This is a genomic window from Streptomyces yaizuensis, from assembly GCF_034961445.1.
Lineage (GTDB): Bacteria > Actinomycetota > Actinomycetes > Streptomycetales > Streptomycetaceae > Streptomyces > Streptomyces yaizuensis.
Map to the genome: position 1 here is coordinate 82910 of NZ_BSBI01000014.1, position 20411 is coordinate 103320.

General features: G+C 72.9%; 13 protein-coding genes. 10 read left to right on the top strand and 3 right to left on the bottom strand.

Annotated features, from left to right (window positions below):
* The first annotated feature begins 34 nt into the window (after positions 1–34).
* The 8 genes from SYYSPA8_RS29045 (at position 35) to SYYSPA8_RS29080 (ending at position 14745) form a co-directional block, all read left to right on the top strand.
* Positions 35–973 (top strand): LamG-like jellyroll fold domain-containing protein, encoded by a 939-nt coding sequence (locus tag SYYSPA8_RS29045; protein WP_323450344.1) that lies wholly within the window; start codon positions 35–37, stop codon positions 971–973.
* Between the two features lie 84 nt (positions 974–1057).
* On the top strand, positions 1058–3133 hold the full coding sequence (locus SYYSPA8_RS29050) for an NPCBM/NEW2 domain-containing protein (protein ID WP_323450345.1): 2076 nt from the start codon (positions 1058–1060) through the stop codon (positions 3131–3133).
* 342 nt (positions 3134–3475) lie between these two features.
* Positions 3476–4486 (top strand): LacI family DNA-binding transcriptional regulator, encoded by a 1011-nt coding sequence (locus tag SYYSPA8_RS29055; protein WP_323450346.1) that lies wholly within the window; start codon positions 3476–3478, stop codon positions 4484–4486.
* Positions 4487–4723: 237 nt separating this feature from the next.
* On the top strand, positions 4724–6166 hold the full coding sequence (locus tag SYYSPA8_RS29060) for a glycoside hydrolase family 28 protein (RefSeq protein ID WP_323450347.1): 1443 nt from the start codon (positions 4724–4726) through the stop codon (positions 6164–6166).
* A gap of 14 nt (positions 6167–6180) precedes the next feature.
* On the top strand, positions 6181–7989 hold the full coding sequence (locus tag SYYSPA8_RS29065; RefSeq protein WP_323450348.1) for a hypothetical protein: 1809 nt from the start codon (positions 6181–6183) through the stop codon (positions 7987–7989).
* Positions 7990–7999: 10 nt separating this feature from the next.
* On the top strand, positions 8000–9439 hold the full coding sequence (locus SYYSPA8_RS29070) for a glycoside hydrolase family 28 protein (RefSeq protein ID WP_323450349.1): 1440 nt from the start codon (positions 8000–8002) through the stop codon (positions 9437–9439).
* On the top strand, positions 9436–11283 hold the full coding sequence (locus SYYSPA8_RS29075) for an alpha-L-fucosidase (protein WP_323450350.1): 1848 nt from the start codon (positions 9436–9438) through the stop codon (positions 11281–11283). The genes SYYSPA8_RS29070 and SYYSPA8_RS29075 overlap by 4 nt, the downstream gene beginning before the upstream one ends.
* A gap of 153 nt (positions 11284–11436) precedes the next feature.
* A complete protein-coding gene (locus SYYSPA8_RS29080) occupies positions 11437–14745 on the top strand; it encodes an NACHT domain-containing protein (protein ID WP_323450351.1) in 3309 nt (1102 codons plus the stop codon).
* An 8-nt stretch (positions 14746–14753) separates the two neighbouring features.
* Here SYYSPA8_RS29080 and SYYSPA8_RS29085 read toward each other — a convergent pair whose 3' ends face one another.
* Positions 14754–16529 (bottom strand): hydroxysqualene dehydroxylase, encoded by a 1776-nt coding sequence (locus SYYSPA8_RS29085; protein WP_323450352.1) that lies wholly within the window; start codon positions 16527–16529, stop codon positions 14754–14756.
* Positions 16530–16645: 116 nt separating this feature from the next.
* Between SYYSPA8_RS29085 and SYYSPA8_RS29090 the strand changes: the two genes are divergently transcribed.
* Positions 16646–17080, top strand: a complete 435-nt coding sequence (locus SYYSPA8_RS29090) for a YchJ family protein (RefSeq protein WP_323450353.1) — start codon at positions 16646–16648, stop codon at positions 17078–17080.
* A 34-nt stretch (positions 17081–17114) separates the two neighbouring features.
* On the opposite strand, the gene SYYSPA8_RS29095 is transcribed toward SYYSPA8_RS29090, so the two are convergent.
* Entirely contained in the window at positions 17115–17372 is a 258-nt protein-coding gene (locus tag SYYSPA8_RS29095; RefSeq protein WP_323450354.1) for a hypothetical protein, read from the bottom strand.
* Positions 17373–17853: 481 nt separating this feature from the next.
* Positions 17854–19050 carry a helix-turn-helix domain-containing protein gene (locus SYYSPA8_RS29100; RefSeq protein ID WP_323450355.1) on the bottom strand — a complete coding sequence of 399 codons (1197 nt, stop codon included), beginning with the start codon at positions 19048–19050 and terminating at the stop codon, positions 17854–17856.
* Between the two features lie 714 nt (positions 19051–19764).
* Here SYYSPA8_RS29100 and SYYSPA8_RS29105 point away from each other — a divergent pair.
* A complete protein-coding gene (locus SYYSPA8_RS29105) occupies positions 19765–20406 on the top strand; it encodes a hypothetical protein (protein WP_323450356.1) in 642 nt (213 codons plus the stop codon).
* The last annotated feature ends 5 nt before the right edge of the window (positions 20407–20411 follow it).

A 20411-nucleotide genomic window follows, 5' to 3' on the forward strand; every position in this document is an offset into this window, starting at 1 on the left:
GGGCCCGTCCGTGTGTCCGTCCGTGTGTCCGTCCGTGCGCCGGGCCGCCCTGGTCACGGCGGCGCTCGCGCTGCTCCTGCCGCCGCTGGTGCCCGGCTCCGCCGTCGCCGGGCCACCGGCCAGGCCCGGGGCCGTACCCGATGGGGGTGTCGGGCGGCACCTCGTCGCGTTCTACGACTTCGCCCACCCCGTCCCCGGCGACCCCGGCCGGGAACGGGACCTCGGCCGCTCCGGCACCGCCCTGCGGCTCGTCAACGGCGGGGAGCTGATGCGGGTCCGCGACCCCGTACGCGGCCGGGTCCTCGAAACCCGGCAGGTGACACCCGCCGAACGGGGCAATGACGACTGGAAGGCCGGGGTGTACGACCCGGCCGGCGTGGCATCGCTGCGGGCCTTCAACGGCGCCCGCGAGGCGACCGTCATGGGCTGGTTCAAGCCGGTCGGCGAGCTGCCCGCGCCCAACTCCCAGTCCGCCGACCCCACCGACCACTACGGCGCGGTCGGCCTCGCCGGGATCCTCTCCGGCACCTCGCAGGGCCACGACGTCCGTGCCCTGCTGGAACTGATCAAGGTCGACGGGGTGCTGAGACTGGTCGCCCTCGGCCGCCGGGCCGACGGGGCCGGCTCCCAGACCTTCGCCGCCGACGCGGACTGGCGGCAGCTGCTGCCGCACGGCCGCTGGGTCCATCTGGCGGCCACCTTCGACTTCGACACCGGCGCCATGGCCCTCTACCGCGACGGCCGCCCGCTGACCGGCTCCTTGGTCGTCCCCGGCGACCCGTGGGCGCTGGCGGGGCCGCCCGAGCCGGACACCGCGTCCCCCAGCGACCCGCGCGGGATCAAGATCGGCGGCAGCTATCCGCAGAACACCCGCGAGGGCAACCCCTGCTCCTGCCGCATGGACGACCTGGCCTTCCTCGACCGGGCGCTGAGCCCCGCCGAGGTCCGAGCACGGTACCGATCGACGCGATAGACCGACAGGCCGAGAGGCCGAGAGGCCGACCGATCAACAGGCAGATCGACAGGCAGACCGACAGATCCGACAGAGAGGGAACGTATGCGTGCGTCTCTCCGGCCCCTGGTGGGACTCCTGGGGCTCGTGATGGTCTCCACCCCGCTCGCCGCCCCCGCCCAGGCCGCCCCCGCCGAGCCCACCGCACGGGAGCCCGCCGCCCGCGCCCCGGCCACCACCCCCCGGCTCCCGGACGGCCTGGCGCCCACCCCGCCCATGGGCTTCAACAACTGGAACTCCACGGGCTGCGCCATCGACGAGAAGATGATCCGCGACACCGCCGACCTGTTCGTCTCCACCGGCCTCAAGGACGCCGGGTACGAGTACGTCAACGTCGACGACTGCTGGGCCGCCGAGTCACGGGACGCGAACGGCCGCCTCACCCACCACCCCGTCCGCTTCCCCAGTGGGATCAAGGCCCTCGCGGACTATGTGCACTCCAAGGGCCTCAAGTTCGGCATCTACACCAGCGCCGGCACCCTGACCTGCGCCCGGACCATGCCCGGCGCCCTCGACCACGAGGAGATCGACGCCCGGACCTTCGCCGACTGGGGCGTCGACTACCTCAAGTACGACAACTGCAACAACCAGGGCCGGCCCGCCCTGGAGCGGTACACGAAGATGCGGGACGCGCTGCGCGCCACCGGCCGCCCCATCGTCTACTCGCTCTGCGAATGGGGCCAGAACAAGCCCTGGGAGTGGGGGAAGGACGTCGGCCATCTGTGGCGCACCACCGGCGACATCAACGACAGCTGGCAGTCCGCGCTGACCCTGTTCAAGGCCAACGCCCCGCTCGACCGGTACGCCGGCCCCGGCCACTGGAACGACCCCGACATGCTGGAGGTCGGCAACGGCGGGATGACGGACACCGAGTACCGCTCCCACTTCAGCCTCTGGGCCATGATGGCCGCGCCCCTGCTGATCGGCACCGACCTGCGCAAGGCGACCCCGGCGACACTGCGGATCCTCGCCAACCGGGAGGTCATCGCCGTCGACCAGGACCCGCTGGGCGTCCAGGCCCGGGTGGTGCGCGGCGAGGGCGGCCACTGGGTCCTCGCCAAGCCGCTGCGGGGCGGCGATCTCGCGGTCGCGCTGTTCAACGAGACCGACCAGACCGCCACCGTCTCCACCACCGCCGCCGAACTGGGGCTGCCCCGCGGGGCCGGCCATGTGATCCGCGATCTGTGGGAGGGGCGGGAGTCCCACACCACCGGCCGGATCAGCGCGAGCCTCCCGGCGCACGCCACCGCCGTCTACCGGGTCAGGGCGGGCGCCGACTGGTGGCAGGCCCCGCCCGCCGCGACCCTCGGTCTGGAACTGCCGCCGGACGCCGAGGGGATCCCCGGGAACATCGTCCCCGCCGGCCGGACCGTCACCGCGACGACCTCCGTACGCAACGACGGGCGGCTGCCGCTGTTCGCCGCGCGGCTGGAGCTGGCCGCGCCCGCCGGATGGACGGCACGGGCACTCGACCCGGCGCGCGCCGCGCTGCTCCCGCCGGGGCGGACCCTGACCACGCGCTGGCGGGTCCGGGCCCCCGGCGACGCGCCCCCGGGCTCCGCCGCGCGCCTGGACGCGGCCCTCGGCTACCGGGCCCTGGGGCAGGGCGCGGTACGGCGTACCAGCGGCGACACCCTGACCGTGCCCGCGCCGGTCCCGGCCGGCGTCTCGGACCTGGGCGACCTCGCCTGGGCCTGGGCGAGCAACGGATACGGGCCGGTGGAGCGGGACATGTCCAACGGCGGGCCGAGGGGCGGGGACGGCCGGGCGCTGACCGTCAACGGCGTCCGCTACGACAAGGGGCTCGGCACCCACGCCCCCGTCCAGCTCGTCTACTTCCTCGACGGCCGCTGCACCGGTCTGACCACGGACGTCGGCATCGACGACGAGCGCGACCCGCGCGAGCCCGAGCAGGGCACGGCGACGGCACAGATCTGGGCGGACGGCGTCAAACGGGCCGACAGCGGGCTGCTGACCTGGCGCGATCCGGCCGTTTCGCTCAGCGCGGAGCTGCGGGGCGCCCGCTATCTGCGGCTGGTCGGCACGATCGGCCCCGACACCCACCGCTATGACCGCATCGACTGGGCGGCCCCCCGGCTGACCTGCGCCCCCCGGACCTGACCACGGATGACTGGGCACGGCGCCGGCGGCAGCGGGCGACCGTGACCACGGCGAGCAGCGGGCCCCGGGCCGGCAGAGGAGGCAGCAGGCGGTCATCACCCCGTAGGGGACGCCTTCGGTAGAAGGATTCCGCTACGGGGGAGGGGCCCGCGTCCCAGGGCGTCCCCGCCGGGGGTCCCGCGACGGCAAGAGAGCGCCAACAGCCGTCCCGCCAGGGGTCATTGCGCGCAGTGCCGGTTCCTGCCGCCCCGGACTCTGCTACGTTCCTGGAGGCGGGAAACCGGTTTCTCACCGGTGTGTCAGCCGTGCGCAAGCAGTGTGCCCCCGAGGAGAGCGGTCCTGATGGTTGCCTCGAAGCGTGCGAAGCGAGCGAAACGCATCACGATCGCCGATGTCGCGCGGGAGGCCGGGGCGTCCGTCGCGACCGTCTCCCGGGTGCTCAACGGCGTGGACACCGTCGCCCCGGGCCTCGCCGAGCGGGTCCGATCCGCCATGGACGACCTCGGCTACCGGCCCAGCGCCGCCGCGCAGGGCCTCGCGCGCGGCCGCTCGGGGACCATCGGCGTCCTGGTGCCCGATCTGGCCAATCCCTACTTCCACGACATCATCAAGGCGCTGTCCGCCGTGGCCCGTTCGGCGGGCGGCCGGGTGCTGGTCATGGACTCCAACGAGGACCCGGCGGTGGAGCGGGAGCTGACCGAGGACCTGCTGCGGTACGCGGACGGGCTGTTGCTCTGCTCGCCCCGGATGCCCCGCGCCGACCTGGCGGCGATGGCGGGCCGGGGCACCCCGCTGCTGGTCACCAACCGTCAGGTGCAGGGCCTGGCGCTGCACTCCATCACGGTGGACTTCTTCCGGGGGATCATGGCGCTCTGCGGCCATCTGGCCCGGCTCGGGCACCGCAGGGTGCTCTATCTGGAGGGCCCCCGGCACGCGTGGGCCAACGGCGAGCGGCTGCGGGCGCTGTCCGGCGCGGAGGCGTTCGGCCTCGACGTGGTCACGCTGCCCTGCGGCTCCACCACGGACGAGGGGTACGCGGTGGCGCCCGCGGCGCTGGAGAGCGGGGCGACCGCGGTGATCGCGTACAACGACTTCGTGGCCCTCGGGGTGCTGGCCCGCTTCTCCGAGCTGGGGGTGCGGGTCCCCGACGACATCTCGCTGACCGGATTCGACGAGATCGACATGGCCCGCTTCGCCGCCCCGCCGCTGACGACGGTAGCGGTTCCGCGCGACCGGCTGGGGCAGGCGGCGGGGGAGGCGCTGGGCCGGATCATGGCCGGGGGCGAGGACATCGAGCCCGAGACCATCCCCGTCGAGCTGCGGGTCCGCAGTTCCACCGGCGCACTCTCTTGACAGTGCGCCGGGTGGGGTGGACCTTGTTCGGGCACAGGGCTGAGTAAGCGCTATCTCACCTAGAGGGATGCCTGACGCCATGTCCCTTCCACTGAGTCACCGTTCAGCAAGGGTCGATGCTGGTGCTGCTGGTGATCGCGCTGCGCTGTGTGAACCCGACCCAGCTGGTGACCCGGGTGCAGGAGGACCGGCGAGCCCGCTGACGACCCCGTACCCCTGGTGAAGAGGTGACGCGCCATGCATCCGCACCCCTCGCGCCGTTCGGCCCTCGCGGCCGGCGGCGCGCTGGCGGCGGGCTCCGTCCTGCCCCTTGCTCGTCCCGCATCCGCCGCCGGTCCCGCAACCGCCGCCGGACCTGCCGCCGGGGCCGCCCCGTCCGGCTGGAGCCGGGTGCCGGGCATCCTCGCCCGGATCCGGCCGCCCCGCTTCCCCCGCCGCTGGTTCGACATCACCCGGTTCGGGGCCGTCGGCGACGGCACCACCCTGAACACGGCCGCGATCCGGGCCGCGGTCGGGGCCTGCCACCGGGCGGGCGGCGGCCATGTCGTCGTCCCCGCCGGGCGGTTCGTCACCGGGGCGATCCACCTGCGCAGCGGGGTGGACCTCCAGGTGAGCGAGGGTGGGATCCTCGCCTTCAGCCCCGACCCCGCCGACTTCCTGCCCGCCGTCCGCACCCGCTGGGAGGGGACCGAGTGCTGGAACTACTCCCCCCTGATCTACGCCCACGGACAGCGCGGGGTCGCCGTCACCGGATCGGGGATCCTGGACGGGCAGGCCCGCCGGGGCCCCTGGGAGAGCTGGTACCGCACCGGGACCCTCCAGGGCCCCGATCAGCGGCTGCTGCGGCGGATGGGCAGCGAGGGCGTGCCCGTCGCGGACCGGGTCTTCGGCGCCGGCCGCCATCTGCGGCCGCAGATGATCCAGTTCAACCGGTGCCGGGACGTCCTGGTGAGCGATCTGACCATCGTCGACCCGCCGATGTGGACCGTCCATCCGGTGCTCAGCGTCAATGTGACGGTCCGGAACATCACGGTCGAGAGCCTGCTGCACAACACCGACGGCGTGAACCCCGAGGCCTCACGGCTCGTCCGCATCACCGGCTGCCGCTTCAACACCAACGACGACTGCGTCGCGGTGAAGGCGGGCCGGGACGAGGACGGCCACCGGGTCGGCGTACCGAGCGAGGACATCGTCGTCCAGAAGTGCGACTTCTCGGGCCGCTGGGGCGGCGTCACCGTGGGCAGCGAGATGTCCGGCGGGGTACGGAACGTCTTCGCGGAGGACTGCCGGATCAACCCGCCCGACTTCCCCGGCCACTATCCCGTGAAGTACCCCGTCTATCTGAAGGCGAGCCGGAAGCGGGGCGGCTTCATCGACGGGGTGTACGTGCGGCGCTTCACCGGCCGGGCCGTGGAGCGCGACGTGCTCTTCGTCACCATGGACTACAACAACGGCGAGGGCGGCACCCTGCCCGTCTCCGTCAGGAACATCCAGCTCTCCGACACCACGATCGACGGGGCCCGCGCGGTGCTCAACCTGGTGGGCCTTGAGACGGACCGGCTGCGCGGGGTCCGGCTCTCCCGGTGCGACTTCACGGGGGTGCGGGGGCCCGACACCGTCGTCTTCACCGACGGTCTGACCCGGCACCAGGTCACCGTGAACGGGGTCGAGATGCCATGAGGAGTGTCATGGGCATGATCTCACGGCCATGGGCCGCCGTGCTGGCCGCCGCCGTACTGGTCCTGGCCGGGGCCGCCCAGCCCACCGCGACCGCCGGGACCACCGGGACCAACGCGACCGCCGGGACCCCCACCCACCGGCCCGGCGCCGTCCGCGGCTGGACCATCCTCTCCGACAGCGACCGGGGCGCCGACGAGATCCTGGCCGCCGCACCCCAGTACCGGATCAACCACCTCCAGATCAGCCACCACATCGTGCACGACCTCCGCCAGGTACGGGAGGAGCGGCGCCGCGTCCAGGCCAATCGGATCACCGCCGCCGCCCACCGGAAGGGCATCGGCGAGGTGGCGATCTGGGACCACGCCCTCTACCGGCTCGACTACTACCCCGAGCGCTTCCGCACCGGCCCCGGCGGCACCATCGACCTGGACAACCCCGCCTTCTGGGAGTGGTTCAGGAACGACTACCGGGAGATGCTCGACCTCGTCCCCGACATCGACGCCGTGGTCCTCACCTTCATCGAGACCGGCGCCCGCGTGGAGCGCCAGCACTCCACCCGGCTGCTGACCGAGGAGGCCAAGCTCGCGTATCTGGTCGACCAGGTCGCCGACGTCGTCGACGAGGAACGCGGACTCGGCCTCTACCTGCGCACCTTCGGCTACTTCCCGCAGGAGATGGAGCGCACCATCAAGGCGATCGACCTGGTGGAGAACCGGGCCGCCAAGGTCATGATCAAGGCGATGCCGCACGACTTCTTCCTCACCCACCCCGTGGACACCACCGTGACCCGGATCGGGCGGCCCGTCCTCGTGGAGTACGACACCACCGGCGAGTACCACGGCCAGGGGAAGATCGCGGGCGCCCTGCTGGAGGACCACATCGGCCGGCTGCGCTACTACCAGCGACAGCCGAACGTCATCGGCTATGTGGCACGCACCGACCGCTACCAGGAGTCCCGGATCACCGGCACCCCCGGCGAGATCAACCTCTACGCCCTCGCCCGCGCCGACCGCGACCCCCGCGTACGGCCGAAGGCGCTCTACCGCGCATGGGCCGCCCGCGCTTACGGCCGGCGCGCGGCCGACCGGGTCGGCGCCGCCCTCGCCCGTTCCACCGAGATCATCACCTCGGTCATGTACACCCTCGGCACCAACAACGCCAACCACTCCCGGCTCGACTACGACCCGTACTGCAACAGCTGGGACCGCAGCAACTCCGGCAAGTGGATCGAACCCCCGTACACCGTCGTCCGCCACACGGTGAACAAGCGCTACCACTTCTGGACCGGGGTGATCGAACACCTCGCCCCCGCCTACTGCAAGACCTCCGCCGTGATGCGCCGCGAGAACCCCCACGCCCTCGCCAACGGCTGGCTCACCGACCGCAACACCATGAACACCGCCTACCTCCGCGACGTGCTCAAGGAGAAGCGGTACGGGGTGACAGTGGCCCGCGCCGCACTGCGCGACATCCGGCGGGCCGAACGCGACCTGGCCCCCGCCCACTACGCGCAGCTCGCCGCGTACTTCGAACGCACCGTGCTCACCGCCCGCCTCCACGAGGCCATCAGCGCCGCCTACTTCGGCTACCGCGTCTGGACCCGGGGCGCCGAACACCGCACCGGGAAGCTCCAGCGGCTGATCTGGGCCGGTCTCGACGAGGCCGGGCGGATCACGGCCGAGATGCGGGCCCACCCCGAGCAGGGCGCCACCGGCGAGTGGGAATGGATCCGCGACGCCGCCGAGGCCGACAAGTACCGCACCCGGATCTCCCAGGGCTGGGACCGCTACGACAACATCGCCGTCCCCCGGCCGACCGACTGAGAGGCGACCTGTGTCCACACCCTCCACCAGCCGACGCACCTTCCTCGCGGTCGCGGGCACGGTGAGCGCCGCCGGGCTGCTCCCGCCCGTCCTCGCGCCCGGCGCCGCAGCGGCCCGGAGCACCGTCGACCGCCTCGCCCGCGACCCCTGGGAGCGGGTCCCGGAGATCCTGGCCCGGATCCGTCCCCCCACCTTCCCCGGCCGCCGCTTCGACATCACCCGCCACGGCGCGGTCGGCGACGGCCGCACCAAGAACACCAAGGCGTTCCGGGACGCCATCAAGGCCTGCCACCAGGCCGGCGGCGGCCGGGTCGTCGTCCCGCGCGGCCGGTTCCTCACCGGCGCCGTCCATCTGCGCAGCAATGTGGAACTCCATGTCCAAAGCGGCGGCACGATCCTCTTCTCGAAGGACCCGAAGGACTACCTCCCGGCGGTGTTCACCCGCTGGGAGGGCACCGAGTGCTGGAACTACTCGTCCTTCGTCTACGCCCGGGGCCGGCACGACATCGCCATCACCGGCCCCGGCACCCTCGACGGACAGGGCATGGACGGCCCCTGGAAGAGCTGGCGCGACCCCGGCGGCAACGCCCTGGCCGACCAGGCCGAGCTGCGCCGCATGGGCACCGAGGGCGTACCCGTCGCGGAACGGATCTTCGGCGACGGCCACCATCTGCGGCCCAACATGATCCAGTTCTACGACTGCCGGAACATCCTGATCCAGGACGTCACCATCCTGGAACCCCCGATGTGGACGATCCACCCGGTCCTCTGCCGCAATGTCACCCTCCGGAACGTCGATGTCGTCGGCCGCATCAACAACAGCGACGGCGTCGACCCCGAGTGCACCTCCGACATGCTCATCACGGGCTGCCGCTTCCACACCGAGGACGACTCCATAGCGGTCAAGTCGGGCCGCGACGAGGACGGCCACCGCGTCGGCGTCCCCAGCGAGGACATCGTCGTCCGCGACTGCGTCTTCTCCGGCCGCTGGGGCGGGATCGCGGTGGGCAGCGAGATGTCCGGCGGGGTACGGAATGTGTTCGCCGAGGACTGCCGGATCAACCCGCTCGACTTCCCCGGCCGCTTCAACCCCCGCCACCCCGTCTTCATCAAGACCAACAAGAAGCGCGGCGGCTCCATCGAGGGCGTGTACGTGCGCCGCTTCACCGGGCGGGCCATCGACCGGGACTGCGTCTACCTCACCACCCGCTACGGCGGCCAGCAGGGCGGGAGGCCCGCGGTCATCCGGGACATCCGGGTCGAGGACATGGTCCACGACGGGGCCCGCCGCGCCATCAACCTGGAGGGCCTGGACTCCGACCCCTTCACCGGGGTGCACATCGCCCGCTGCCGCTTCACCAACATGGCCCAGCCCAACAGCATCGGCTTCGCCCGCGATCTGACGATCCGGGACGTCCTCGTCAACGGATCCGAGGTGGTGTACCCGTGAACCGCCGTACCGGGCCCCTGTGGGCGGTCGTCCTCGCCCTCCTCGGCGGGCTGCTGCTCGCCACGCCCTCCGCCGCAGGACCCCGGGCCGCCCCCGCGCGGCCCGCCGCCACCGGGGCCGCGCCGCCGCAGGCCCCCGCGTACCCGGCCCGCCAGCGGATGCTCCGCGACGCCACCGCCGGACTCTTCCTGCACTGGGGCATGTTCACCCGCCCCCTGCACCGCGACTGCCGCGCCTGGGAGCGGGCCGTCACCGACGGCGGCTTCGACGCCCGCTACTGGGTGGAGGAGGCCAGGAAGCTCAGGGCGGGCTACATCGTCCTCGCCACCTTCCACTCCCGCCTCGGCTACGCCCGCCCCTGGCCCTCGCGGATCCCCGGCAGCTGCGCCACCGAACGGGACATCCTCGGCGAGCTGATCCGCGCCGCGCGCGCCCGGGGCGTCGAGGTCATCCTCTATATGACCGACGACCCCAAGTGGCACAGCGAGCAGGGCTTCACCACCCTCGACTCGGCCGCCTACTCCGCCCACAAGGGCCGCCCGGTCGACCTCACCACCCGCCCCGGCTTCGGCGAGTACTCCTATGACCTGTTCTTCGAGGTCATGCGGGAGTACCCGAAGCTCTCCGGCTTCTGGATCGACAACGACAACGAGTACTGGGAGCAGCACGGCCTCTACGAGCAGATCCGCCGGCTCCGCCCGGACATGACGCTCAGCAACAACAACGAGGACACTCCTGCCATGGACATGGTCTCCCATGAGCAGAAGACCGGGATGGTCCCGCCCTACGACCAGCCCTCCGCGATCTGGACCCCGATGCCCCGGCTGACGGAGTCCTGCTACAAGGTCCCCGACACCGGCGCCTGGTGGTACGACGGCCAGGACCGGCCGGTGTCCACCGGGCTCAACGTCGGCCGCTACGTCGCCAACGCCGGCACGTCCATCAAGTCGCTGATGAACCTGACCGCCATGGTCGACGGCCGCTTCCCGCCGCAGCAGCAGCGGTTCACCGACTTCATGCAGGACTATCTGCCGCCGATCTGGAAGTCGCTCTCCGGTGTCGACGGCGGCGGCTATATGCACGGCGGGATGCAGCCCGGCGCCTGGAACGACGGCGCGTACGGCTATCTCACCGTCAGCCGTGCGGACCGCACCCGCTCCTATGTCCATGTGACGACCCGGCCCGCCACCGCCGACGAGATCCGCATCCGCGACAACGGCCACCGGGTGCGGCGCGTCACCGATCTGCGCACCGGCGAGCGCATGGCCTTCGACCAGCGCGACGGCACCCTCACCATCAAGGGCGTCACCCGCTGGGACCCCTACGACACCGTCTTCACCGTGGACACCCACCGCCGCCGCGAGGGCCTCCACCCGGCCCGGTCCGTGCGGGCCGGCGCCACCTCCCAGAAGGAGGGCTTCCCCGCCGGGGCCCTGAGCGACGGCGACTTCACCACCTACTGGGACTCCGCCGCCCAGGTCCCCGTCACCGTCACCCTCGATCTCGGACGGGTACGGAAGGCCCGCTTCCTGGCGGTCCAGCAGCGCGAGTGGTCCCCCACGTACAACCGGGAGACCTTCGGCCGGGCCGAGGACTCCGCCCGTATCAAGGACTACCGCGTCTCCCTCAGCCGGGACGGCACCACGTGGGAGACCGTCCGCGCCGGGGTCCTGGAGAGCGCCCGGGGCGTCCGCTTCATCGACCTCGGCGACCACCGCGCCCGCCTGATCCGGCTGGATGTCGACAGCACCTGGGCGAGCGCGTCCGTACCCCGCTTCCACCGGCAGCTCCAGATCGACGAGATCCGCGTCGGCCACGGCCATCCGCGCGCCCGGGGCCGCTGACCCGGCGTCCGTCCGCGCACCCGGCCCCGCCCACCGGCGGCGGTGTGCTTCCCGGCACATCGCCGCCCCTGATGGCCCGTTGACCCGCGCGGCGTCCACCCACCGTGGTAGACCGGACGCCGAACGCGGTACGGCGAGGCAAGGGGTGGTCCGGTGCGCGGGCGGAGGCTGCTCGACTACAGGGACGCGGTCGCGATCCTCACCGGTGACGGCAGCGGGCTCGTCGCCGCCGACCGGGCGCTCGGCGGCGCGCTGGCGCTGGCCACCGGCGGAGTCAGCGACGCCGTGCTCACCATGTTCGACGCGCGCGGCAGGATCCTGCGCCTCGGGCGCGATCTGACCACCGGCCTGGGCGACCGGCTCGCCGGAGCCGACCGCGCCACCCGCACCCAGCGGCTCGCCGCCGCCCACACCGTACTGGTGATCACCGCCTACTTCGAGGTCCTCGGCGAGGTCGAACTCCCCTTCCGGCTCGCCGACCTGGAGCTGACCCGCGACGAACAGCTGACCGTCGTCGGCGACGGCGGCAGCGGCGACCTGCTCGACCGGCTGCCGATGGCGTCCCTGCCCCGGCCCGCGCCCCACCGCCCCTACGAGAGCGTCCTGCGCGACCTGGAGATCTGGTACGACCGCTGCTCCAACCGGCTGCTGATGTTCCTCAGCGGCCTCGCCGTCTGGGAGCGGCTCTCCGACGGCCAGCGGCAGGCGACCCACGGCGCCCTCTTCGACGGGCCGTTCCTCGGCCGGGCCCTCGACCGGTACGAGGAGCTGTACGCGCGCCTCGCCCAGGACGTCCCCGAGTTCGGCTTCTGGTCGGGGCAGACCGAGCACCAGGCCACCCGTACCGCACTGCGCCGGGCGCTGACCGGGATCGAGACCGCGCTCGCCGGGCTGACCGCCGACCGCCCCCTGGACAGCGTCGCCGACGCGCTCGCCACCGGCTACCGGGCCGCCCTCGAACGGGCCATCCTCGCCGAGGGCCAGGCCCCCGCCGGGGTGGCCCTGCCCACCCTCGGCAAGGGCTACGTCGACCCCGGCTTCCGGGTCCGCCAGGTCGCCGACGACCCCGTCGGCCCCGCCGAGGAGGAGTGGTGGGAGGACGTACGGGTCCGCACCGACCTCACCGAGTACCTGGCGGGCACCCTCACCTCCCTCGCGGGCACCCACGCCCCGCTCGTCGTCCTCGGCCAGCCCGGCGCCGGGAAGTCCGTCCTGACGAAGATCCTCGCCGCCCGGCTGTCCACCGCCGGCTTCCTCCCGGTGCGGATCATCCTGCGCGAAGTGCCCGCCGACACCGATGTCCAGGACCAGATCGAGCACGCCATCCGGGCCGGCACCGGCGAGCGCGCCACCTGGCCCGAGCTGGTCCGCGCGGCGGGCGGCGCCGTCCCCGTCCTCCTCTTCGACGGCTTCGACGAACTGCTCCAGGCCACCGGGGTCAGCCAGTCCGACTTCCTCACCCGCCTCGCCCGCTTCCAGCAGCGCGAGGCCGACCAGGGGCGGCCCGTGTACACGCTGGTCACCAGCCGGACCGCCGTCGCCGACCGGGCCCGCTACCCGGACGGCTCGGTGGTGCTGCGCCTGGAGCCCTTCGACCGCGCCCAGATCGAACGCTGGCTCGACCTGTGGAACGGCGTCAACGAGATGCGCCTCACCGAACGCGGCCTGCTGCCGCTCCCCACCGACATCGTCATCCGCCACGAGACCCTGGCCTCCCAGCCGCTGCTGCTGCTGATGCTCGCCCTCTACGACGGCGCGGACAACGCCCTCCAGCGCCACGCCGACGGTGAAGCCCCCCTCGGCGAGGCCCAGCTCTACGAGGAACTGCTGACCTCCTTCGCCCGGCGCGAGGTCCGCAAGTCGACCGTCGTCTGCACCGACCGCGAACTGCGGGACCGCGCCGAGCAGGAGTTGCAGCGGCTCTCGCTGATCTCCTTCGGCATGCTCAACCGCAGCCGGCAGTGGCTCACGTCCACCGAGGCCGAGTCCGATCTCTCCGCCCTGCTCGGGCGGCCCGCGCCGGTCCAGGGCGCCGAGAGCGGATTCCGTGCCCCGCTCGGGCAGGGCCAGATAGCCCTCGGCCGGTTCTTCTTCGTCCAGCGGGCCCAGGCCATCCGCGACGAACAGCGGCTGGCGACCTACGAGTTCCTGCACGCCACCTTCGGCGAGTACCTGGCCGCCCGGCTCACCGTCCATCTCGCCGAGGGGCTGCTCGCCCAGCGGCCCGCGCTCTCCGTCGGCCGCACCACCATCGACGACGACCTCCTGTACGTCCTGCTGTCGTACGCCCCGCTGTCCTCCCGGCAGATCCTGCGGTTCGCGCACGCCCGGATCCAGGCCATCCCGCCGGAGTCACGGCGGCGGCTGGGCGACCTGCTCATCGCGGTGCTGGCGGAACACGGCCACCGCACCGAGCACCGGTACGCCGGCTACCGGCCGGCCCTGCGCACCACCTCGGCCCGCCACGGCCTCTACTCGGCGAACATCCTCATCCTGACCGTGCTGGTCACCGGGGAGGTACGGGCGAGCGAACTGTTCGCCGGCGAGGAGGACCCCGCCGCCGCCTGGAACCGGCAGGTGCTCCAGTGGCGCTCCGCCTTCTGGGAGCCCGACTGGATGGACTTCGTCGCCGTCCTGGAGGTCATCCGCACCTGGGACGGCGACCGCCGGGACCTCGCGATCCGCTGGCACATGGTCAGCATGGTCTCCGCCGAACCCGTCGACCCCTACTGGCTCTTCGGCCGCTCCCCGGAGCACGAGGACCGCCGCCGCCGGGTGAGCTGGAGCCGCAGCTACGGCGATCTCGTCGCCCACCGGCTCGCCATGTCCGGGGACCCCAACGACGCCGTCGTCCTGCACGGCCTCGCCCCCTTCTTCATGTGGCTGCCGCCCGCCGTCACCCGGTTCGTCGGCACCCCCGGCGGGGTCACCTCCGTCGCCCACGGGCTGCTCTCGCTCTGGCTCGCCAGCGGCCTCGCCGCCCCCGACGGCGAACTCTCCGTCCAGTACGAGCACTGCGCCGCCTACATCGCCCCCGGCAGCGGACTGGACCAGGAGAGCCTGTCGTCGGTGGCGCAGCTGGTCTTCGGGCAGCTCGTCCGCGACGTGGGCAAGCTCCCGGCCCGGGTGGTGTGCCAGGTCCTGTCGACCCCGGCGTCGGAGTCCCTGGAACCGGTCTGCTGGGAGCTGCGGGCCCGGGCCGCGCTGGCGGCGCTCGGGCCCCACGGCAGTGACGGCGGGGTACGGGCCTGCGCCCGGGACGCGCTGGTCCTCCTCGCGAACACGGCGCCGGTGCGGCTGCTGGCCCTGTGCGCGCACCGGCCCGTCTCCCCGGTGGCGACACGGACACTGCGGAGCGCGATCGCCTCCGTGCTGGAGACACTGCCCGCCGGCGGCCAGCTCGCCTCCGTACCGCCGGAACTGATGCAGCGGGCCCGGGCCTTCGCCGCGCAGGATCCGTAAGAGACGGCCTAGCCGAGGTCGAGCAGGTTGGGCAGGCCCAGCCGCAGCCGCAGCCGGTCGTGCCGCTTGGCGGCCGCCAGCTCCGGGGGGCGGAAGAGCGGGACGATCGCGCACCGCTCGGCCGCCGACCCCACCCGGTCCAGGAGCCCGTTGACGGCGGCCCGCGCGGAGGCGTTGGCGCCCTCCATGGTCGCGAGGTCGATGTCGACGGCCACATAGTCCCCGGCGAGGAAGAGGTTGGGGATCCGGGTCACGGCGGCGGGCCGCAGCCGCCAGGTGCCGACCGGGTGGATCAGCAGCTCGTCCTCGTTGACGGGGTGCGGGGTGCCGAGCCCGGACACCCCCGGGTCCAGGAACCACGAGTGCAGCGCGCTGTCCTTGAGGACCGTGCGCCCGGTGTCGTTCAGCGCGGCCTTGAGCTGCGCCCACACCTCGCGGGCGACCTGCTCGCGGGTGCACTGGCGGGCGGTGCGTCCGTAGAGGACACCGGGCTTGTTCCACTCCGAGATGTCGACGGAGAGACAGTCCACGGCGGTGCCGTCGCCGAAGTCCGCGGGGAAGTCGTGGGACGCCCAGTGCCGGGCCTGCTGGATCGCGGTCAGCGACCACGGCGAGTCCACGCAGTTGAGATGGCCGTCGACCAGGGGCGCCCGCTCGGTCAGATAGAACTGGATCCCCGTCATCCAGTCGGTGCGCAGCCCGTCGCAGCGGGCCAGCTGCGGGTCGGCGGCGCGCAGGGCCGTGCCCCACGTGCGGCGGGCGTGCTCCACCGGCATCGCCTGGACGTAGTGGTCGGCGGTGACGGTACGGCGGGCCCCGTCCGGGTCCTCGACCGCGACCCCGGTGACCCGGCCGGACCCGTACAGCACCTCCCGTACGGTCCAGCCGACCCGGAACCCGACGCCGAGGGAGGTGAGGTGGGCGACCCAGGGGTCGATCCACGCCTCGTTGGTCGGGGCGTCGAGGATCCGGTCCACGGGGCCGTCGGCGCCCCGGCCGAGGGAGTTGAGGAGCAGGGCCTCCAGCACGGTGCCGATCGTGCGGGTGCTGGCCTCCTCCGCCCTGGTGGCGACGATGTTGCGGGTGACGCCGACGGCCAGCAGCCGCTGGTAGTCGTAGCTCATCCGGGCGGCCCCGGTGAAGTCCCACCAGCTCCGCTCCTCCCACGGGCCGTTCCTGCGCTCGTCGCAGCTGGTGCAGAAGACCAGCATCCGGTTGATGAAGTGCGCGCTCTCCCACACGGGGACGGAGGAGAAGGTCTCCAGCAGCGCGGTCAGGGCCCGCCGGATGTCGTCCAGGGTGAGGTCCGGCGGGCGGTGCCCCGGCCACGGGAGGGGGAAGCGCAGGTCCTCCTTGCCGGTGCGGGCCATCGCCATCTCGGGCGGGGCGACGAGGTTGTCCCAGACGCCGTTCGCGTTGCCGGGGAAGGGGACGCGCCGCATCGTGTCGGGGAGGTTGTGGTAGATGCCGGGGATGAAGCGGAAGCCGTGTTCGGCGGGCAGTTCGGCCCGGCCGCCCCGGGCGCTGCCGGGGACGCCCATGCTGCGGGCCTTGCCGCCGAGGGCCCGGCGCTCGTACACGGTGACCGCGAAGCCGCGCTCGGCCAACTCGTGCGCGGCGGTGAGCCCGGCGACGCCGCCGCCGAGGACGGCGACAGAGGGTCCCGGCGCCGCCGTGGGCACGGCCGCGCGGGCAGGTCCCGCGGCGGTGGTGACGGCCGCCGCCGTGCCGGCCGCCGCGGCCGTGGTCACGAAGGTGCGCCGAGTGCTGCTGACACGTCCCATCCCCTCACCCCTTACCGTTGGTAACGCCGGGTGTACTGGCGCAGGAGCATACGGAGCCACCAGGAGCCCCGGAAGGCACCGGACAGCTCGTTCGTCCAATGGCCGAGAATGGCTGTATGTCCCGACGCAGCTCCCGGCCCCGGCGCACCGCCGCCCCCGCGCTCACCGCCCTGTCGCCCTGCCCCTGCGGCCTGCCCGCCGCCTACGGCGCCTGCTGCGGCCGCTACCACACGGGGGAGGAGGCCGCCCCCACGGCCGAGGCCCTGATGCGCTCCCGCTACAGCGCCTTCGTCACCGGCGACGCGGAGTACCTGCTCCGCACCTGGCACCCCGCGACCCGGCCGGCGGAACTGGAGCTGGACCCGGGCATGCGCTGGAGCGGTCTGGAGATCGACGGCGCCACCGAGGGGACGCCCTTCCACAGCACGGGCACGGTCACCTTCCGGGCCCGCTACCGGCACCACGGCCAGCGGGGCGCGCTGCACGAGCGCAGCACCTTCGCCCGCGTCGACGGCGCGTGGGTCTACGTGGACGGCACCTTCCTGGACTGAGCCCGGCCGCTTCGGCGGCGCGGGCGCCCCGGGCTCAGTGGCCCCGGCGGGCGCCGATCACCAGACCGGGGTGGTGCGCCCCCAGCACCTTGTTGGCCCGCGCCAGATGGGCCAGGGCGTGTTCCCGGTCGGCCCGGTCCTCGTCGCAGAGCGGCCCCCGGAACCGGTGCACCTCGCGGACGGCGCACTCCGCCTCGATCTCCGCCCGCAGGACACGCTCCGGCATGCAGGCGCCGATGAGCACGGCGATCCGGTCCGGGATGGGCACGGGGACGAGGGGCGAGGGAATCACGGCACGGGTCCTTCTCTGCTCCGGGTACTGCTGCGGTTCTGTTCCTGCGGTCCGCCGGCCTGTTCCGGCGGCCGCCGGGGGACGGGCCCCCACCCCTCCCTACCCGGCACGGCCGCTCCGCGTTCGACGGCGGGCGGAAATCGGTGGGGCGGCATCGGTGGGGCACGGGCCACAGGGCGGCCCGCGGACCGGCCGCGGCGCGCGCACTGCCCCCGGCAGTACGACGACTCACCCTACGCGAGTGGTTCCGGCGGCCCCGAATCGATCACTTCGCGGCTTGTCCCGTACGGGCACGCGGTGATAAGGGGCCGCCCGCCGTGACCTCGGCGGACGGTGGCGCCGTCACGGAAGACGGGACACAGAGGACCGGGACACGGCGGTACGGGGCGGGGTGGCCCCGTACGAGCCACCGGGCCCGGCCGGGGCGGTACGGGGCGGTACCGCGCGGTACGGGGCCGACCGGCGCGCGCGGGCCCCTGCTTCAGCGCGCCCCCAGCCGCAGCGCGCGCAGCACGACCTCGATCGCGAACCGCCGCTCCGCGTTCCGCAGCCGGTCACCGAGGACCGCGTCCAGATTCCGCATCCGGTAGCGCACGGTCTGCGGATGCACGTCCAGCAGCTCGCCCATCTGCGCCGCGGTGCCCCGGGTGTCGAGCCAGATACGGAGGGTGTCGACGAGCCGGTCGCGCCGCGACGGCGTGAGCGCCGCCAGCGGGGCCAGCTCCCGCCGGGCGAGCTGGTCCAGCAGCGCCGGGTCCGAGAGCAGCCAGAGCTGGACCAGATGGTCCGCGCTGAACACCAGCGGCCCGTCCTCGACCACCCCACCGTCCACCAGTTCCAGGGTCCGCCGGGCCCAGCGGATGGAGTCGTGCGCTTCGGCCGTGGGGACCGTGAGCCCCACCGCCGCCCGGTTGCCGAACAGGGCCCGGTCCAGCATCCGTCTGCGCTCCCCCTCCACCGGCCCCGGGACCAGCAGATGCGGCTGCGGATCGCCGGGGTCGACCAGGACATCGGGGTCCAGATCGGCCTGGTCCAGCACCGCGGGGGCGCGCAGCGCGACCAGGGTGACGTGCGTGGGGAACGGCCAGGCCGCCTGGTCGGCCAGTTCGGCGACGGCGGTGCGCGGCACCGGCGGCCCGGCGAGCAGCAGATGGAGCAGCCGGCGGCGCAGCACCTGGTTCTGCTCCCCGGCCCGGGAGCGGACCTCCAGGTATCCCTCGCGGGAGAGCGACTCCAGCTCGTCCACGTAGGCGAAGAGGGCGTCGGCGAAGGAGAGCATCATGGTGGGGGAGAGGTCGTAGCTGCGGCCGACCTTCTTGGCCCGGCGCAGCGCCACCCGGGCGCCCAGCCGGTAGGCCCCCTGGAGGCTGTCGAGGGTGCGGCCCTCGTACGCCTCGTACCGCCCGAATCTCCGGCACATCTCGTCCCGCAGCGCGGACGGCGCCGACGGTTCGGCGACCTGGTCCACGAAGACGTGGATGCTCTGTTCCAGACCCACCCGGATGCCGTGCCCGAACGGTCCGTTGAGCAGCCGCGCGTATTCCGGATAGGCGCGGGTGACCTCGATTCCGATTTCCTTGATCAGGCTCGGCAGTTCGGGCCGGATGATCGCCGCGAACTCCTGCGGCAGCGGTCCCAGCGATTCCGCGGTGTCGGACGGGCCGACCGTTCCCGGCATGACTGCCTCCCCTTCGCTACGGCAGGTGAACATAGACCAACGCCGATGTCGAGAACACCGTTTCCGGGCCGCAGGGCCGCAAGGGGCAGGAAACCGCTCTCCCCGGCCGTGGGGCGCGCCACCGCCGGGGCCGGGAACAGGGGGCGTAGGCGCCGAAGGCCGGTCGATTCGGATGAATTCCCGGCGGGCGCCGCGGGAATCCGACGGGACTCCATCGAAAGCAGCGTAGATTTCCGGCCACTTCTTACTCGTGGGTCGGTTCGGCGGGTGTGACCCGGTGTGGTCGGGGCCCGGCGCTGCGCGTCCGCACCACGGGCCGCGCCACCGGTGCCGCCACTCCTGCCGGCCGGCCGGCTCCGGCGTCCGGCCGTATGCGGAAGCACTGTCCACGAGTGACAGGGAGCGCGGGCCCCACGCCGGGAGAGACCCGCCCGGACGGGGAAAACGCGCACCGAATGACAAAGAGCGCCATCGAATCACTCACCCGGGCACGAGGAAAAAATCTCCTCGGGAGAATCATGAACGGCGGGATTGTGCGGCATGTTTCCCGCAAGTAACGTCTGGCGGCGTCACAGATCCTGGGTGGCCGATTCCCTGCCTCACCGCTCGATGGGATTCGGTCGTGCCGCGAACCGCCGCTCCCCTCCCCCCACACCGCGGTGGAACGCGTGGCCAAACAGTGCGGCTCACCGACGAATTCGGAAGGACCCTCCCGTGCGCAACCCCCTCGCCAAGGCCGCGTTAGCCGTTACCGGCGCTACCGCCGCCCTCGCCCTCTCCGCCGCCCCCGCTCTGGCGGCACCCACCACCTGGACGGTCGGTCCCACCTCACCGGTGACCTTCTCCGCGTCCTCCACCAACACCGTCCTGTCGCTCAACGGCATTCCGCTGACATGTCCCACCGCCGCCGCCGGCGGGTCGCTCTTCAACGCGACCGGCAACCCCGGGCACATCGGCAACATCACCACCGCGAGCTTCGGCAGCACCGCCCGGCCCTGCACCAGCCCGATCGGTCCGGTGCGGCCCATCGCCGACACCACGCCGCCCTGGCAGCTGCGGGGCACCGACTACAACGCCACCACCGGCACCACCACCGGGTTCATCTCCGGGATCAACGCCCGGCTGACGGTGCTGACCTGCACCTTCGACGTGGTGGGCCAGGTGCACGTCACCTACCGCAACTCCACCGGTGTGCTGGCCGTCTCGAACAACGCCACCCGGCAGCTGACGGTCGCGAACGCCAGCGCGGGCTGCGCGGGCATCGCCGCCAACGGTGACCACCCGACGTTCACCAGCAGCTACCGCGTGATCGGACCGGTGGGCGGGACGACCAGCCCGACAGTCGTCGGCACCTGATCCGG

Excerpts from the sequence above, each read along its gene's own strand:
- SYYSPA8_RS29050 (WP_323450345.1), top strand. The coding sequence starts at position 1,058 with ATGCGTGCGTCTCTCCGGCCCCTGGTGGGACTCCTGGGGCTCGTGATG.
- SYYSPA8_RS29055 (WP_323450346.1), top strand. The coding sequence starts at position 3,476 with ATGGTTGCCTCGAAGCGTGCGAAGCGAGCGAAACGCATCACGATCGCC.
- SYYSPA8_RS29060 (WP_323450347.1), top strand. The coding sequence starts at position 4,724 with ATGCATCCGCACCCCTCGCGCCGTTCGGCCCTCGCGGCCGGCGGCGCG.
- SYYSPA8_RS29065 (WP_323450348.1), top strand. The coding sequence starts at position 6,181 with ATGATCTCACGGCCATGGGCCGCCGTGCTGGCCGCCGCCGTACTGGTC.
- SYYSPA8_RS29085 (WP_323450352.1), bottom strand. The coding sequence starts at position 16,529 with ATGGGACGTGTCAGCAGCACTCGGCGCACCTTCGTGACCACGGCCGCG.
- SYYSPA8_RS29090 (WP_323450353.1), top strand. The coding sequence starts at position 16,646 with ATGTCCCGACGCAGCTCCCGGCCCCGGCGCACCGCCGCCCCCGCGCTC.
- SYYSPA8_RS29100 (WP_323450355.1), bottom strand. The coding sequence starts at position 19,050 with ATGCCGGGAACGGTCGGCCCGTCCGACACCGCGGAATCGCTGGGACCG.